The sequence below is a fragment of the Streptomyces sp. NPDC037126 genome, from assembly GCF_055605965.1.
The window spans coordinates 19,365-35,085 of the sequence record NZ_JBVJTD010000014.1 but is presented as its reverse complement, the minus strand read 5'-3'; the positions used below and the strand labels follow the sequence as shown (position 1 = coordinate 35,085).

At 74.1% G+C, this 15,721-nt stretch carries 16 protein-coding genes; 7 read left to right on the top strand and 9 right to left on the bottom strand.

Annotation, left to right across the window (positions count from 1 at the left end; translation table 11 throughout):
• Positions 1–34: 34 nt before the first annotated feature.
• Complete coding sequence (locus tag ACZ7FF_RS27400) at positions 35–1,348, top strand: MFS transporter (RefSeq protein ID WP_470815137.1); 1,314 nt, start codon at positions 35–37, stop codon at positions 1,346–1,348.
• 6 nt (positions 1,349–1,354) lie between these two features.
• Here ACZ7FF_RS27400 and ACZ7FF_RS27395 read toward each other — a convergent pair whose 3' ends face one another.
• On the bottom strand, positions 1,355–1,957 hold the full coding sequence (locus ACZ7FF_RS27395; protein WP_470815135.1) for a flavin reductase family protein: 603 nt from the start codon (positions 1,955–1,957) through the stop codon (positions 1,355–1,357).
• Between the two features lie 72 nt (positions 1,958–2,029).
• Complete coding sequence (locus ACZ7FF_RS27390; protein WP_470815133.1) at positions 2,030–2,674, bottom strand: ScbR family autoregulator-binding transcription factor; 645 nt, start codon at positions 2,672–2,674, stop codon at positions 2,030–2,032.
• A gap of 245 nt (positions 2,675–2,919) precedes the next feature.
• On the opposite strand from ACZ7FF_RS27390, the gene ACZ7FF_RS27385 reads away from it, so the two are divergent.
• The 6 genes from ACZ7FF_RS27385 to ACZ7FF_RS27360 all read left to right on the top strand — a co-directional run bounded on the left by ACZ7FF_RS27385 (position 2,920) and on the right by ACZ7FF_RS27360 (position 7,858).
• Entirely contained in the window at positions 2,920–3,825 is a 906-nt protein-coding gene (locus tag ACZ7FF_RS27385) for a ScbA/BarX family gamma-butyrolactone biosynthesis protein (protein WP_470815131.1), read from the top strand.
• Between the two features lie 274 nt (positions 3,826–4,099).
• Positions 4,100–4,798: an HAD family hydrolase gene (locus ACZ7FF_RS27380; RefSeq protein ID WP_470815129.1), complete on the top strand. Its 699-nt coding sequence runs from the start codon at positions 4,100–4,102 to the stop codon at positions 4,796–4,798.
• Positions 4,799–4,800: 2 nt separating this feature from the next.
• Entirely contained in the window at positions 4,801–5,556 is a 756-nt protein-coding gene (locus ACZ7FF_RS27375; protein ID WP_470815128.1) for an SDR family NAD(P)-dependent oxidoreductase, read from the top strand.
• Between the two features lie 169 nt (positions 5,557–5,725).
• Positions 5,726–6,316: a TetR family transcriptional regulator gene (locus ACZ7FF_RS27370; protein ID WP_470815126.1), complete on the top strand. Its 591-nt coding sequence runs from the start codon at positions 5,726–5,728 to the stop codon at positions 6,314–6,316.
• A gap of 208 nt (positions 6,317–6,524) precedes the next feature.
• Positions 6,525–7,187, top strand: coding sequence for a sensor histidine kinase (locus ACZ7FF_RS27365; RefSeq protein WP_470815548.1), 663 nt, complete (start codon positions 6,525–6,527; stop codon positions 7,185–7,187).
• Positions 7,184–7,858 (top strand): response regulator, encoded by a 675-nt coding sequence (locus ACZ7FF_RS27360; RefSeq protein WP_470815124.1) that lies wholly within the window; start codon positions 7,184–7,186, stop codon positions 7,856–7,858. The genes ACZ7FF_RS27365 and ACZ7FF_RS27360 overlap by 4 nt, the downstream gene beginning before the upstream one ends.
• A 73-nt stretch (positions 7,859–7,931) precedes the next feature.
• Here ACZ7FF_RS27360 and ACZ7FF_RS27355 read toward each other — a convergent pair whose 3' ends face one another.
• From ACZ7FF_RS27355 to ACZ7FF_RS27325, 7 genes are read right to left on the bottom strand one after another with little or no spacing between them, the layout of a single operon-like run.
• A complete protein-coding gene (locus ACZ7FF_RS27355) occupies positions 7,932–8,741 on the bottom strand; it encodes an SDR family NAD(P)-dependent oxidoreductase (RefSeq protein WP_470815122.1) in 810 nt (269 codons plus the stop codon).
• On the bottom strand, positions 8,738–9,769 hold the full coding sequence (locus ACZ7FF_RS27350) for a 3-oxoacyl-[acyl-carrier-protein] synthase III C-terminal domain-containing protein (protein WP_470815121.1): 1,032 nt from the start codon (positions 9,767–9,769) through the stop codon (positions 8,738–8,740). The genes ACZ7FF_RS27355 and ACZ7FF_RS27350 overlap by 4 nt, the downstream gene beginning before the upstream one ends.
• Positions 9,759–10,769 (bottom strand): AfsA-related hotdog domain-containing protein, encoded by a 1,011-nt coding sequence (locus ACZ7FF_RS27345; RefSeq protein WP_470815120.1) that lies wholly within the window; start codon positions 10,767–10,769, stop codon positions 9,759–9,761. Before ACZ7FF_RS27345 ends, ACZ7FF_RS27350 begins: the two co-directional genes overlap by 11 nt.
• 31 nt (positions 10,770–10,800) lie before the next feature.
• A complete protein-coding gene (locus ACZ7FF_RS27340) occupies positions 10,801–11,463 on the bottom strand; it encodes an HAD-IA family hydrolase (protein ID WP_470815119.1) in 663 nt (220 codons plus the stop codon).
• A 35-nt stretch (positions 11,464–11,498) separates the two neighbouring features.
• A complete protein-coding gene (locus ACZ7FF_RS27335; RefSeq protein WP_470815118.1) occupies positions 11,499–12,476 on the bottom strand; it encodes a 3-oxoacyl-[acyl-carrier-protein] synthase III C-terminal domain-containing protein in 978 nt (325 codons plus the stop codon).
• A 59-nt stretch (positions 12,477–12,535) separates the two neighbouring features.
• Positions 12,536–14,419: a CoA-transferase gene (locus ACZ7FF_RS27330; RefSeq protein ID WP_470815117.1), complete on the bottom strand. Its 1,884-nt coding sequence runs from the start codon at positions 14,417–14,419 to the stop codon at positions 12,536–12,538.
• Complete coding sequence (locus tag ACZ7FF_RS27325) at positions 14,416–15,705, bottom strand: beta-ketoacyl-[acyl-carrier-protein] synthase family protein (protein ID WP_470815115.1); 1,290 nt, start codon at positions 15,703–15,705, stop codon at positions 14,416–14,418. Before ACZ7FF_RS27325 ends, ACZ7FF_RS27330 begins: the two co-directional genes overlap by 4 nt.
• Positions 15,706–15,721: the final 16 nt, after the last annotated feature.

Sequence of the window (15,721 nt, the reverse complement as noted above, 5' to 3'; positions counted from 1 at the left end):
GTTGCGGACGGCCGTGATCGGCAGGCTTTGTGACGTGACTCAGACAAGCCCAGCCGCAGCCCCCGTCCAGGCCCCGCCGACCCGGCGCCGCCGCGTGCACCGCGCCTGGTTCGTCGCCGCCGTCACCTTCGTCACGATCACCGGCGCGGCCGCCTTCCGCTCGCTGCCCGGACTGCTCCTCGACCCGCTGCACCAGGAGTTCGGCTGGTCGCGCGGCACGATCGGCGCCGCCGTCTCCGTCAACCTCGCGCTCTACGGCCTCACCGCGCCGTTCGCCGCCGCGCTGATGGACCGCTTCGGCATCCGCCGGGTGGTCGCCGTCGCGCTGACCGTGATCGCGCTCGGCTCCGTCCTGACCGTGTGGATGACCGCGCCCTGGCAGCTGTGGCTGTGCTGGGGCCTGCTGGTGGGACTCGGCTCCGGCTCGATGGCCCTCGCGTTCGCCGCGACGGTCACCAACCGCTGGTTCACCGAGCGGCGCGGCCTGGTCAGCGGCATCCTCACCGCCGCCTCCGCCTCCGGCCAACTGGTGTTCCTGCCGGTGCTGTCCTGGACGGTGGAGCACCACGGCTGGCGCCCCGCGGCCGTGACGGTCGGCCTCGCCGCCCTCGCCGTGGTCCCGTTCGTCTGGATCCTGCTGCGCGACCACCCGGCCGACGTGGGGCAGAAGCCGTACGGCTCCGAGGAGTTCGTGCCGAAGCCGCCCCCGGTCGCCGGCGCCGCCCGGCGCACCCTCGGGATCCTGCGCACCGCCGTGCGCAGCGGCACCTTCTGGCTGCTCGCCGGCACCTTCGCGATCTGCGGCGCCTCCACCAACGGCCTGGTGCAGACCCACTTCGTGCCCGCCGAGCACGACCACGGGATGCCGGTCACGACGGCGGCCTCGCTGCTCGCGGTCGTCGGCGTGTTCGACGTCGTCGGCACCGTCGCCTCCGGCTGGTTCACCGACCGCTTCGAACCGCGCCGCCTGCTCGCGGTCTACTACGCCCTGCGCGGACTCTCGCTGGTCTTCCTGCCCATGCTGCTGGGCCCGGCGATCCACCCGCCGGTGATCTTCTTCATCGTCTTCTACGGCCTGGACTGGGTGGCCACCGTGCCGCCCACCCTGGCGCTGTGCCGCGAGCAGTTCGGGGAGGACAGCGCCATCGTCTTCGGCTGGGTGCTGGCCGCCCACCAGGTCGGGGCGGCGCTGGTCGCCTACCTCGGCGGGGTCGCCCGCGACGTCTTCGGCTCCTACGACCTGGTCTGGTACGCCTCCGGCACCCTGTGCGCGGCGGCGGCCCTGATGGCCCTGGTGATCCGGCGCCGCCCGGTCCTCGCCGCGCCGGCCCTGGCCCGAACGGCCTGAACCGGCTCAGCCGCCCGCCAGCCGGGCGAACCGGCCCCGGTGGAAGAGGAGCGGGTCGCCCGGTCCCTCGGTGCCTAGGGCGGTCACCCGGCCCACCACGATGAGATGGTCGCCGCCGGTGTGCACCGCGTGGACGGCGCAGTCGATCCAGGCGTCGGCGCCGGCGAGGCGCGGGGAGCCGGAGACGGGGGCCGGATCGTGGGCCACGCCCGCGAACTTGTCGGCGCCGCTCACCGCGAAGGCCCGGCACAGCTCGCCCTGTCCGGCGCCCAACACGTTGACGCAGAAGACGCCCGCGCGGGCGATGCGGGGCCAGGTGGTGGACGTGCGGCCCACCATGAAGCAGACGAGGGGCGGGTCCAGGGAGAGGGAGGAGAAGGACTGGCAGGCGAAACCGGCCGGACCCGGCTCGCCCGCCGCGGGCGGAGCCGTGATCACCGTGACGCCGGTCGCGAAGCCGCCCAGCACCCGCCGGAACTCGGCCTGGTCCACGGGCGCCCGCTCGTCCTCCCGTACGCACCGCAACTCGGGGCGCGGCAGCGGCTCCACCGGCTCCCGGCCCGGCCCCAGATATCGAACGGCGGCAGCGGCCGCCCCTGCGTGTCCCATCACACCGTCCATTGAAACTGACGCGGTGTCAGATGGGAACCCGTACGACCGCCGGCGGACGGCGCCCGGGCCTCAGCGGTCCAGCGCGGCCGCGACCGGCTGGACGCGGGCGGGGTCGACGCGGGTGCGCACCGCGACCGCGGGCACCGCGACGCCGGGCAGCAGCAGCCGCCACATGCGCACGACGCGGTCCATCAGGTCCTCCCGGCCGCTGACCGCCTTGGAGTACAGCTGCATGCCGGTGCAGGACTCCACGATGTACTCGGCCAGTTCGCGCGTGTCGACGCCTGCCTGCAGCTCGCCGTTGCCGGCGGCCTCCCGCAGGTAGTCCTCCATGATCTGCGCCCACTGCTGGTACGGCCCGGAGGCGTCCTCCATGCCGAAGGTGGTCGCCTCGTTGGTCAGCCGCACGCCCGCCCGGAGCATCAGGTCCACCTGGAGCTGGTACGCCCAGACCAGGGTGACGTCCACGACCCGCTGCAGGCCGTGGGAGTCGGCCATCGGCACGATGGTCTCGGGCTGGGCGTGCATGACCGCGTGCGCCAGCCCCTCCTTGGACTTGAAGTGGAAGTACAGTGCGCCCGCCGTGGTGCCGGCCCGCTCCAGGATCCGGTTGATGCTCGCGCCCGAGTAGCCCAGCTCGTCGAAGACGGCTGCCGCCGCACGCAGGATCGCCTCGCGGGTCTGCACGGCGCGCTGCTGCTTCGGCTGCCGCATGACGCCTCCAAAAAATTAGAACGTTCTGTAGGTAACAGGTATCGGGCTGTGCGCCGTGCGTCAAGTGTGGGCCGATTCCGAGCTGGTCAAACGGCATGGAGAGCGGATCAATCGGTCACTGAGCCCGTTCTCTTGGGGGGGCGCGTGGCCGAACCTTTACCTTGCGTTGACGGAAGGAAAAAGAACACTCTTTATGTTTGTGCCTGGCTCAAGTGCCACTCACGCATGCTTCTAGGGGGAATCGCATGTCCAGCACTGTCCAGAGCGTTCAGTCCTATGTGCACAAGACCGCCGCGTCCGAGGTCCTCGTGACGGACTGGCGGCAGGTGGGGGAGGACGCCTACGTCGTCGCCGCGCGGTGGCCGCAGGACCACCCCTTCTACCGGCCCGTCCACGGCTGCCACGACCCGCTGCTCATCGCCGAGTCGATACGCCAGTCGGTGCTGCTGCTCGGGCACGCGGCCTACGGCGTGCCGTTCGGCAACCCGCAGTCCTGGAGCCAGTTCCGGTACGCGGTCGAGCCGGCCGCGCTGCTCGCCCCGGGCGCCCCGGCCGATGTGGAACTGCACGTCACCTGCGGCGACGTGGTCCGGCGCGGCGGACGGCTCGCGGCCATGACCGTGCGCGTCGACGTCCTGCGCGACGGTGTGCGCGTCGGGGCCGGGGAGGTCGACTACGTGGGCCACACGCCCACCGTCTACCGCCGGCTGCGCGGCGACTACGCCGACCCGGACCAGGCCATGGCCCGGGTGGTGCCGCTGGCCCCGCCGATGCCGCCCGCCCGGGTGGGCCGCGAGCACTTCGAGGACGTCGTGCTCTCGCCCACCGACGCGCCCGGCCGCACCCAGCTGCGCATCGACGTCAACCACCCGACCCTCTTCGACCACCGCGTCGACCACGTGCCCGGGATGCTGCTGCTGGAGGCGGCGCGGCAGGCCGCACACACGATGTCCTACCCGCGGCCCGTGCTCCCGGCCGCCATGGACGCCGCCTTCTACCGCTACGTCGAGTTCGACACGCCCTGCTGGGTGCACGTGCACCCGCTCCCCGACGACGCCCGCGGCCGCAGCCGGCTCCTCGCCTTCGCGCTGCAGAACCAGAGCTGCGTCTTCTCCAGCATCACCACGCTGGAGCCGGCGCCGGAGCACTAGCGGCACCCGCGGCGGCGCCCGGCCACCGCACGAACAGGCTCTCATCCGGGGGAACTTCAGGGGGACTTCCGGCAGACCGATCTCACGCGGCTGCCGTTTCGCGGCCGTCGCCGGCCCGCGGAGGCCACGAGGGGGTGGCCCGCGCACGGCGGCCGCACAGGCCGGCGCCGGACCCTGCCGTCCGGCGCACACCCGGCCGACCATCACGTTCTGCGGCACGCGGCCGCGACGGGACCACCCGTGCCCGCGTGCCGTACAGGGAGGGGAAACACACATGGGGCGTCGCCTCACACGGCTCAGACTCGCCGCGCTCAACATCGACGGGGTCCTGCTCAACGACACGTTCAGCCCCGTCATCCACCGCTTCGTCGTCGACCGGGGCGGCAGCTACACGGCCGACACCGAACGGGCGGTCTTCTCCCAGCCACAGGCGGTCGCCGCCGGCCGGCTGGCCGAGGCGGTCGGCGGCGGGCTCACCGCCGACCAGGTGCTCGCCGCCTACTTCGGCGAGCGGGAGCGCTACCTGGCCGACCACCCGGTCGCCGTGCAGCCGGGCGTGCCCGAGCTGCTGCACCGGCTGCGGGCGCTCGACCTGCGGCTGATCTGCTACGGCGGGCTGCCGAAGAGCCACTTCGACGCCCACCTCGGCGCCTGGGCCCACCTGTTCGACGGCCCCGGCTACGTCTGCACCGACGCGTTCCGGCCGGGGCTCCACGAGATCACGACGGAGATCTTCGGGCTCCGGTACGACCAGGCCGTGTTCGTGGACGACGTGGCCCGGGTGGCGGAGGAGGCCAGGGCGCTCGGCATCCCGTTCATCGGGCTGCCCAGCCCCTACGCGCACGGCTTCCAGCGGGGGTCGATGCGCGAGGCGGGCGTACGGCACCTGGTCGACGGCCTGGACGCGATCGACGGCGAACTGCTGCGCACGGTGGACGCCGAGGCGGCCGCCGGCCGGACGTGGGGGGTCTGAACATGCTGCGGGACAGGGTTGCCATGATCACCGGCGCGTCGAGCGGCATCGGGGCCGCCGCGGCGCGGCTGTTCGCCGCCGAGGGCGCCGCCGTCGTCCTCCTGGCCCGCCGGGCCGAGCGGCTGGAGCAGTTGGTGGCCGAGGTGCGCGCCGAGGGGGGCCGGGCGCTCGCGGTGGCCGGGGACGTGACGCGGTCCGCCGACGTGGCCCGCGCGGTCGACGCGGCCGTCACCGCCTTCGGCCGGCTGGACGCGGCCTTCAACAACGCCGGGTACGGAACGGCGGGCGTGCCGCTGCACGAGGTCGCCGACGACGACTACGAGCGGACCATGGACGTCAATGTGCGCGGCGTCTGGAACTGTCTGCGCCACCAGATCCCGGCCATGCTGGAGAGCGGCTCGGGCGGGGCGGTGGTCAACACCTCCAGCGTGGCCGGCACCCGGGCCACCGGCGCCTCGGCCGCGTACGTGGCGGCCAAGCACGCGGTGCTCGGACTGACCAGGGCGGCGGCCGCGGAGTACGGGCAGCGCGGCATCCGGGTCAACGCCCTGGTCGTGGGCGCCACCCGGACGGAGATGCTGGAGCAGGCGATCACCGCCGTACCGGGGCTGGAACAGGTCTTCCTCGCCGAGTCGGTGCAGAAGCGGATGGCCGGACCCGAGGAGGTGGCCCGGGCCGCCGCGTGGCTCTGCAGCGACCGCGCCTCCTTCGTGACCGGGGCGGCGCTGGCCGTCGACGGGGGCGCCACGGCGGTGTAGAAGGCGCGGTGAGCGCGTGCGGAGTGGGGCGGTCCCGGAGCGGGGCCGCCCCTTCCGTTTCGCGCAAGAGCGGATCCGGGCATAAATAAAGAGAACGATCGCTTTGATTTGTGCCTCCGCTTTGGCTACCGTCGAGGCCAGGGACCCTCATGCACCTTGGGAGAGTGAGATGACGCAGGCCAGGGCGGCGCGTACGCGCGAGTCGCTCATCCTCGCGGCCGCCGCCGAGATCGACCGCAACGGCTACCGGGGTGCCACCGTGACCGGTATCTGCCGCGCGGCCGGGGTCTCGCTGGGGGCCCTGACCTTCCACTTCCGCAGCAAACTGCAACTCGCCCTGGCCGTCAGCGAGTCCGGTGCCGCCGTGGCGCGCGACCGCGCCGAGCGCGCGGCGGCGGGCGGCGGGGCCGCGCTGCCCGCGGTCACCGAGCTGGCCAGGCAGTTGGCCGTGCTGCTGGAGGGGGACGCGGTGGTGCGCTCGGCCGCACGGCTGGAGCGGGAGCGGCCGGCGCCCGTCGGCGCCTGGAGCCGGGCCTGGGCGCCGGTGCTGACCGGCCTCCTCGAACGGGCCGAGGTGGAGGGGGAGTTGCACCCGGGCGCGGCCCCGCAACTGGTGACGGATCTGGTGGAGTGCCTGCTCGCCGGCGTCGAGGCGCGACCCGTCGGCCGGGCCGGCGGTGGCGGCTGCGGGGGTGTGGTGGGCCGGCTGGAGCGCATCTGGCCGCTGGTCGAGCGCGGGGTGGCGGCGGAGAAGGCCTGAAGTGGCGCCACGGGGTTCGGTTTTCGGGGACCCGGGCCGCCCCGGCCCGCCGTCTTTCCCTGATCCTTACCGTCCGTGCCGGCTTCGGCCTGGAAAACATAGCGAACGTTCTGTATTCTTCCTGGTGTCAGGTCGCCGGGCCCGTCGCCCGGCAACGGGGGGGACGCCTGTGTGTCCCACGCAGGAAGGCAGGACCGTAGTGACGTACATGGAAGGTGGCCTCGACACGGCGGCAAGCACCCTGCTCGCCCGCGAGGTGCACGACCGCATCGGCACCGGGCTCGCGGTGGCCCTGCGCCGGCTGGAGCTCCTCGAAGCGACCGCGACCTCCCTCGCCCCGGCCGACCGCGCCCATCTCGACCAGGCCCGCAGCGCCCTCGTGGACACCCTCGGCATCGCCCGCGAGGTCACCACCGCGCTGCGCGGCCGGGCCGGCGCCGCGCGGGTGCCCGCCCGGTCCCTGCGGCAGGCCCTGGACGGCTTCCTGCTGTCCATGGCGCCGCTCGCACCGGGCGTGCGGATCCAGGTGGACGGCGACGACGGCGGACTCGACCCGCGCATCGCCGACGAGGTGTTCGTCGTGGTCCGCGAGGCCCTGCGCAACGTGCTCGCGCACGCCGGCGCCCGCCGCGTCACCGCCCACGTCGTCGTCGGCGACCGGGACGTGCACGCCTGCGTCACCGACGACGGCACCGGCTTCGACCCCGAGGCCGCCCGCCGCGCCGGCGCCGCCAACGGGCTGCACGGCATGGAGGAGCGGGCCCGCGCCCTCGGCGGCATCACCACCGTCACCTCGGCCCCCGGCCGCGGCACCCGCATCACCTGCTGGATCCCCGTCGGGGGCGACGAAGGGCGGGAGGAGCGGCGATGACCGAGCCCGTCACCCGCATCCTGGTCGCCGACGACCACACTTTGCTGCGGGACGCGCTGTGCGACCTGCTCGCCGCGGAACCCGACTTCGAGGTCGTCGCCCGGGTCGGCGACGCCGAGGCCGCGATCCGCGCGGCCGCCGAACTCCGGCCCGACGTGGCCCTGCTCGACGTGCAGATGCCGCACAACGAGGACCCGGCGGCCACGGTGCGCTGGCTGCTCGCCCGGCGGCCCGAGCTGCGCGTCATCATCGTCAGCATGGACGACCACCCGGTCCTGGTACGGCAGTTGCTGGCCCTCGGCGTCCGCGGCTATCTGCACAAGAGCGTCAGCCGGCAGACCCTCGTCGCCGCGATCCGGGAGCGCGCCGACGCCGGGCGGCGCACGGTCACCGTGACCATGCCGGCGGGCGGCGGGCACCCGCAGGGCGGCGCCGCCGCACCCGCCGAGCGGATCTCCGAGCGGGAGGCCGAGGTGCTCACGCTGGTCGCCGCGGCGCTCAGCAACCGGCAGATCGGGGCGCGGCTCGGCATCACCGAGGGCACCGTCAAACGGCACATGCGCAAGATCTTCGACAAGCTCGGCGCGGTCTCCCGCCTCGACGCCGTCAACAAGGCGGTCGAGCTCGGCGCGATCCGTCCGCCCCGCCCCCGCCGCCGCAGCGCCGCGTGAGAGCGCCCGGCGGCCCGCACGCGCCGGCGGGCGGTCACCCCCAGGGTGCCGCCCGCCGTGCGCTCCGGCCGGTTCACAGGGCCACGTACCCGCCGTCCACCGGCAGGGACGTGCCGGTCACGTACGAGCTGGCGTCCGAGGCGAGGAACAGCAGCGCGCCGTTCAGCTCGTCCAGCCGGCCCGCGCGGCGCATCGGCGTACGGCGCTCCACCCAGGAGCGGCCCTTGTCGGTGCCCAGCATCGACTCCGTCATCTCCGACCGGAACCAGCCCGGGCACAGCGCGTTCACCCGCACCCCGCGCGCCCCCCACTCGGCGGCCAGCTCCCGGGTCAGGTTCACCACTCCGCCCTTGCTCGCGGTGTACGCGGCCTGCGGGAGGCTGCCGCTGGCCACCAGGCCGTAGATCGAGGCGATGTTGACGATCGAGCCCCGGCCGCGCTCCAGCATGCCCGCGCCCACGGCCGTGCTCAGCGCGAACACCGCCGTCAGGTTGACGCCCAGGATGTTCTGGAACATCTCCACCGACTGCCGTTCCGCCGGCACCGTCTCCGACAGGCCCGCGTTGTTCACCAGCACGTCCACGGGACCGAGTTCCGCGGTGACCGTGCGCACCAGCCGCTCCCGGTCCGCCGCGAGCGTCACGTCGCACGGCACCGCGAGCGCCCCCGGCAGCCGGCCGGCCAGCTCCTTCAGCGGCCCGTCCCGGCGCGCGGCCAGGGCCACCCGGGCGCCCGCCGCGGTCAGCACCCGGGCGATGTGCGCGCCGAGCCCGCTGGAGGCCCCCGTCACGAGGGCCACCCGGCCGTCGAGACGGAACAGCTCCACGGGGTCCGCGCCCCCGAACTCCAGCGCCCCCGCGGGCCGTTCTCCGATGTCCGTCACAGCGACTCCACCTCCGCGATCGCGGCCGACCAGGTGAACCCGGCACCGGCACTGAGCAGGACGAGCAGGTCCTTGGGACGTACGTCGTCCCGGTCGAGCAGATCGGCGAGGTTGGCGACGGCGTCACCCGCGCCCAGGTGACCGGTGTCCGCGCCGAGCGGGACCACCGGGGCGGAGCACACCTCGCGGAACGCCGGTTCGTAGGCCTCGGCCGTCACATGCCGGGCGAGCCGCGGCAGCCCCGCCGCCCGCAGCCGCGGATCGTCCCCCGCGACACCGGCGTCGGCCAGCGCCCGTGCCACCACACCCGTCACCGCGTCACGGGCCAGCGGGCCGAACGGCAGGTCGGGGTGTTCGGTCAGGAACTCCTTCTTCGCGGCCTTCGGCTGCAGCGTCTTGACCCCGCTGAGCGGCGCGGGACCGAACGGGGCGGCGCCCCGGTGCATGCCCTCCAGCGCGGCCACCGCCACGGTCGCCGTCGACAGCAGTCGCACCGACCGCCCCCGCGGGGCGCGGGTGACCAGCACCGAGGTGGCGCCGTCGCCATAGCAGACGCCGTAGTCCCCGCCCCACCGGTCGAAGCCGGGGGCGGCGAACCGGTCGCCGGTGGTCACCAGGACCGGCCCCGCCGCCGGATCGGCCAGCAGGTCGCGCACGGCCTGTCCGACGGCGGCCATCGCGCCGTTGCACATCTGCTGCACCCCGGCCGGCTCCGCGCCGCGCGCCCCGACCCGGTCGGCGATGTAGTGCGCGGGGGACCAGAACTCGTGGCCCTGGTGGTACGTCCACGCGTGCAGCACCCGGCCGAGCGCGGCCGCGTCCACGCCGGCGGCGGCCAGGGAGCGGGCGGCCGAGTCCACGGCCAGTTCCACCGGCGCCCGCTCGCTGACCCGCAGCGCCTCGTACCCGTACTTCTCCGCGGTGTCCGCCGTGATCAGCGCCTCGGCGACCGCCTCCGCCACCGGCTGGGCGTGCTCCCCGAGCACCCGCTCGGGGGAGGAGAGATAGACCGGAGGGTCAACGCGCATCGCCGGCTCCGGGGGTCAGGGTGCTGTCCAGTCGTATCCGCATCCGGGCGACCTCCTCGCCCTGCTGCACGAACGCCACGTCCGTCAGCAGGTCCGAGCCGAGACCGGCCGGGGTGGTCACCACGGTGATGGGGGAGTCCAGTTCGGCGAATCGCAGGTACTCGGCGCTCACCCCGGCCAGGAACGACGAGCCGGGCGAGACGCCCCGCCGGTCGGCGGCCAGCAGCAGCGAGGCCTGCCGGGCGGCCTCCATCATCACCGGGCCCGGCACATGGTCCTGGGCGTGGTCGAACATGCTCGGGTGGTCCACCGGCACCCGCAGCCGGCACACCAGCGACTCGCCGTCGTCGCGGGCGTCCTCCAGGACCACGTTCTCCGCGTTCTCCCGGCCCACCAGCCAGGGCGCCGGCGCCACCCCGTCCGTACGGCCCGGCAGGGTGTCCGAGGACGGCGGCGGGCTCGCGCGGTGGCTCATGCGCAGCTTCTCGTACACGTCGTCGGGGCGCTGCGCGGTGTCCACGGTGATCACGCCGACCTCGTGGCCGCGGGCCAGCACCCGCACCCGGTGCACCACCCGGGAGACGGCGCCCTGGTAGTTCTTGGCCAGTTCGACCGCGCCCTCCAGGGCCAGGTCCAGGGGGCCGCGCACCCGCAGCGGGGCCGCGTCCGAGATGTCCAGCGTGGCCGTGGCGGTGATCGACTTGGTGTCGGAGCCGGCGTCGTGCTGCAGGTGCATCGCGCACAGCAGCATCTGCCGTACGGCCTCGAACACCGCGAGCGGGTCGTGCGCGGCGGGGCGGGTGGTGTGGTCGCCGTAGTAGAAGTGGCGCGGCGGGAGCTGGGCCGCGGCCCGGAAGGTGTGTTCGTCGACCGACTGGAAGTCGGTGAGGAACACCTCGGCGAGCGCCGCGCGGTGCACCAGGTGGCGGGCGAGGGTGCGCTGCGTGGTCAGCCGGCTCGCCGCTGCGGCGGCGGTGCGGGGCAGGGGCAGGACGGTCATGGCGGTACCTCTTCTTGTCGGCGGGGTCGGTTCAGCGGGCGGCGGCGGCCGGGGCGGCCGCGTCCAGCAGGCCCTGGACCTGGCGGGCGGCCTGCCCGGCGTCGTGGAACAGCACGGCCTGCCAGCCGGCCGCGATCGCGCCGGCGACGTTCTTCTCCAGGTCGTCGACGAGCACGCAGCGGTGGGGCTCCAGGCCGGCCCGCTCGGCGGCGATCCGGAAGATCTCCGGCTCGGGCTTGCGGGAGCCGACGGCGTACGAGCAGACGATCCCGTCGAAGAGGGAGTCGTCGGCCATGTAACGGCGGTGCCTCTCCCACGAGGGCGGCAGGTTGGACAGCAGGCCCACGAAGGCGCCCTGGGCGCGGAACTCCTCCAGGTGCCTCGCCCACAGGGCGTTGGCGGGCCGCCCGGCGAACCAGCGGTCGCCGAAGTTCTCCAGGTCGGCGACGACACCGAAGCGGCTGCCGAGCACGTCCTCCAGCTCGCTCGACCAGGTGGCCTCGTCGATCAGCGGGATGTCGATGGCGCCCATGGGGTCGGTGCCGTACTTCTCACCGACGATGCGCATCGCCTCCTTCAGCGACCACAGCGGGACGCCGACCCGGTCGGCGAACTCGTTGAAGGTGACGGAGACCGGCGGGGTGAGCACGCCGCCGAAGTCGGTCCAGACGGCGAGTGGTGCGGTGGTGGTCATGGCGGGGTCCTTCGCTTCTCGGGTGGGGTGGTCGGTCAGAGGCGGTAGAGGAGCCCGCCGTAGTACCAGCCGGAGCCGACCGCCGTGGACAGCACCAGGTCGCCGCTCTTGAGCAGGCCCTTCTCGGAGAACTCCGACAGGGCGATCGGGATCGACGCGCAGCCGGTGTTGCCCCGGTCGGCGAAGTTGGTGAGGAAGCGCGCCGGGTCGAGGTCCAGGCCGTCGCGGACGCCCGCGTGGATGGCGTTGTTGCCGGGGTGCGGGACCAGCCAGTCGATGTCGGAGGTCTTCAGGCCGTTGCGGGTCAGCACGTTGCCGGCGACGCGCAGGCTGGAGGAGACCGCCAGGTCGATCAGCTCGGGCTTGGGCCGCAGCCAGCCCTCCGGCGCGCGGGCCGCGACCGTGTCGGCCTCCGCCGCGTCGCAGTCGAGGACCGAGTCCAGCAGGCCGCTCGGGTCGTCCGGGTCGCCCTTCTCCAGCACCACGGCACCGGCCGCGTCGCCGAAGACGAGCTGGCCGCGGGTGCCGGGCCGGGCCCGGCGGGTGAAGCGGTCGGCGGCCACCACGACGGCCCTGCGCCAGCCGGGGTGCGCGCTCAGCATCGCCGCCGCCGTCTGCACGCCGTGCACGAAGCCGGTGCAGGCACCGCACACGTCGAAGGCGAGTGCCCCGTGGGCGCCGAGCGCCGCCGATACACCGGGGGCGATCTCCGGGATCCACTGCCGGTCCGTCCAGTTGGCCAGCACCACCAGGTCCAGGTCGCCGGCCTCCCGGCCTGCCTTCGCGAGCGCGGCCTTCGCGGCCTCGACGGCCATGAACTCCACCGTCTCGTCCTCGGCGGCGACGTGCAGGCTCCGCACGCCGAGTTCGGCGGCGGCCTGCGGCGGGTACGTCCGCCCGTCGAGCGTGACCTCGCCCTCGTGGCTGCGCCGCAGCCGGGGGAAGTAGTGGCCGAGGCCGGTGAACTTCAGACCCGTGCCGGTCCAGGTGCGGCCTTCGGTGCGTGCGTGCATGGTGAAGCTCCTTGGAAGGGGGAAGAAGGCGTGGGGGTTCGGGGTGGCGCCGGGCACCGTCACCGGTAGCGGCCGGCCGGGTCGAGGGCGCGCAGCAGCGCCAGCTCCTCGGCCGAGACGGGCTTCTCCGGGACCACGGCGGTGACGTCCGCCGTCCACGAGGTACGGGTGGCCACCGCCTCCGCGGCCCGCCGGCGCATCTCCGCGGCGTCGTCGGCTGCCTCCTCCGCGGGCAGCCACGTCGCCAGCCGGAAACCGGTGTCCCGCCGGGCCTCGCGGGTGAAGCGGCCGAAGTCGCTGACGACCTCGCGGACGCGGTGGCCCGGGCTGGTGCGGTAGCCGACCTGCCGCACGTAACGGCGCCGGGACGACGGGGCGATGACCACGCAGTCCGTGCTGGACGCGATGTCGTTGGCCCCGCCCGATCCGGTCAGCCAGCGGCCGTCGGCGGACCGGCTGGTGTTGATGGTGCCGGTCTCGTCGATCTCGGCGGCGGCCAGCACACCGAGGGCGCGCGGGTTGGCCGCGACCATGCCGCCGAGGATCTCGGGGATGCCGGCGAGCATCTCGCTGCGCCGGGCGTGCAGGAGGCTGAAGAGGTAGACGTCCCCCGGCTCGGGCGAGAAGCCGTACATGCCCAGCTCCGCCACGACCTTGACGTCGTGACCGCCCGCCCTGAGGAGTTCGGCGGCGAGCCAGGCGCACATGTGGGACGTGCCGATGCCGGCCAGCAGGGTGTCGTAGCCGTGGTCTCTGACCTGGTCCGCGACCGCCCTGGCGCCCAGGACGATGAGGCGTTCCTGTCGGGTCGCCTCGGCCTCGCCCTCGGTGGGCGCGTTCCCGCCCGCCCCACTCGTGCGGCCTGCGCCACCGGGTGCGCGGGCCGGGGCGTGGTGCGGTGCGGCGCCGCCGCGGGGGGCCGCCGCCGTGCGCAACGCCTGTTCCACCGCGGAGCGTTCGCAGCGGTAGATCTCCGCCCAGGCCTCGATCTCGGCCTCGTAGTCGGACGACGCGGCCCGGGGCGGCCGCAGCGGGTCGGTCAGGGACGCGCGGCGGGCCGCACCGAGGCGGGTCAGATAGGCCTCGTGGGAGCCGGGGCCGGTCACCCAGGACTCGTACCAGCCGGTGCCACGGGACGGGCCGTGGCAGGAGTCGACGATCTCCTCCAGGAAGGCGTAGTCGTCCAGGTAGCCGTCCACGCCGGCGAGCCCGGCCGTGCGCAGGGACTGGGGGTGGGCGCCGAGCGGGGCCTCGGTCAGGCCCAGGACGCGCTGGCCGGGGATGACCACCCGGTCGGCCATCTCGCTCATCTCCTCGCGGGAGACGATCCGTTCCACCGAGGCGATCACCCCGCGCCGGGCCGCGTACGCCGCCCACGCGCCCTCGCCGAGCGGCGGCACCAGCGCGATGTTGCCGTCCTCGTCGGCGGCCACGCCGTGCACCAGGGTCAGGTCCGGGCGCAGCGCCGTCACCAGGGTGACCTCGCGGTCCGGGTCGGCCGGGTCGGGTACGACGTGCAGCTCGTCCGGCTTGCCCCCGGCGAGGTCGGTGCCGGCCAGCGAGCCGGTGACCGCGTACGGGGCGCCCTGGGCGCCGGCGATCAGCCGCTGGACGTAGGACAGCAGCGACCAGGCCTCGAAGGTGAACGGCCTGCCCTCGGCCAGGTCCGCGTACAGCGGGTTGGGGCGGGGGGAGGGGTAGGTGTCGCCGGCGAAGCCCGCGATGACCTTCTCGGCCACGCCGGACAGGGCGAGCGCGTGGGCCGAGGAGTGCACGGCCGTCGTGGAGACCGTCAGCCGGCCCTCGGCGCCGAAGACCCGGCACAGGGCGTAGGTCAGGGCGTTGGGGCGGGACGGGGTGCCCGCCAGGTGGACGTGGTCGCCGGGGCGCACCAGCCGGCGGACGAGGTCGTCGACGTCCCGGGCGATCAGCGGGCGGCTCATGAGGGCGCCCCCACCGCGACGACGGCCGTCTGGCTGCCGAAGGCGAAGGACATGGAGACCGCGAGGTCCACCTCGGCCGGACGGGCGCCCTCGATCACATGGTCGTGGTCGCAATCGGGGTCGGGCGTGGTGAAGTTGATCGTCGGCGCGATGGTCCGGTGGTGGATCATCAGGCTCGTCGCCGCGACGTTGATGATGCCCGCGAGGCCGAACGTATGGCCGTAGATCGGCTTGTTGGAGCTGAGCGGCGGCAGGGCCGCGGTGGTGCGCTCCGGGTACAGGGCGCGCAGGGCGCGGGACTCGGCGATGTCGTTGTAGCGGGTCGCGGTGCCGTGCGCGCAGAAGTAGTCGACGTCGTCGGCGCTGCGGCCGGCCGCGGCGAGCGCGTCCTCGATCACGGATGCGGTGACCTTGCCGGTCAGGTCCATGGTGGTCGGGTGGGCGGCCTCGTTGAGGGACGCGGCGGAGAGGATCTCGGCGTACACCCGGGCGCCCCGGGCCTCGGCGGCCGAGGCGCGCTCCAGGCAGAGCACGACCGAGCCCTCGCCGAGCGCGAAGCCCTCCCGGCAGGCGCTGTACGGGCGGACCGCGCGGCTCGGGTCGTCCTGCTCGGAGGAGAGCACGCCGTGGCCCATCGCCCGGTAGCAGGAGGCGACCTCGGGCAGGATCGGGAACTCGTGGCCGCCGACCAGCATCGCGTCGGCGGCACCGGAGCGCAGTTCGCCGAGTGCCAGCTGGATCGCCTGGTGGCCGCCGACGCAGGCGTTGCTGACCGTGGTGACCAGGCCCTGGGCGCCGTTGTAGATGGCGGACAGGGTGGCCGGGCAGCCGGGCAGGCCGCGGAACATGGCGCCCTTGTCGCCGTAGGCGCCCGGGTCGGCGCCGGAGATGACGTCCCGCCACCAGGACAGCGGGCCGCGGCTGGAGGACATCACGATGCCGAGGCGGCGCGGGTCCACGTCGCCGTCGCGAAGGCCCGCGTCCCGGCGGGCCTCGGCCGCCGCGGACATCGAGATCAGGATCTCGCGGGAGTACTTGGCGGCGTGCGCGTCGGTCAGCTGGGGGAGGAAGGGGTGGTGGTCGAAGCCGTTGATCTCGGCGGCCGCGTGGACCGGGAGGCCGGCCTCGGGGCCGTCGAAGCGGGTGAGCCGGCCGACCTGGGAGCGGCCCTGGGAGACATTGGTCCAGAACTGGTCGACCGAGAAGGTGTTGGGGAGCACGACACCGATTCCGGTGACCACGATCCTGTTGTCGCGGTCGTTGGTTATTCGCTCGTATTCCGTCATGGGAAAAACACTAGAA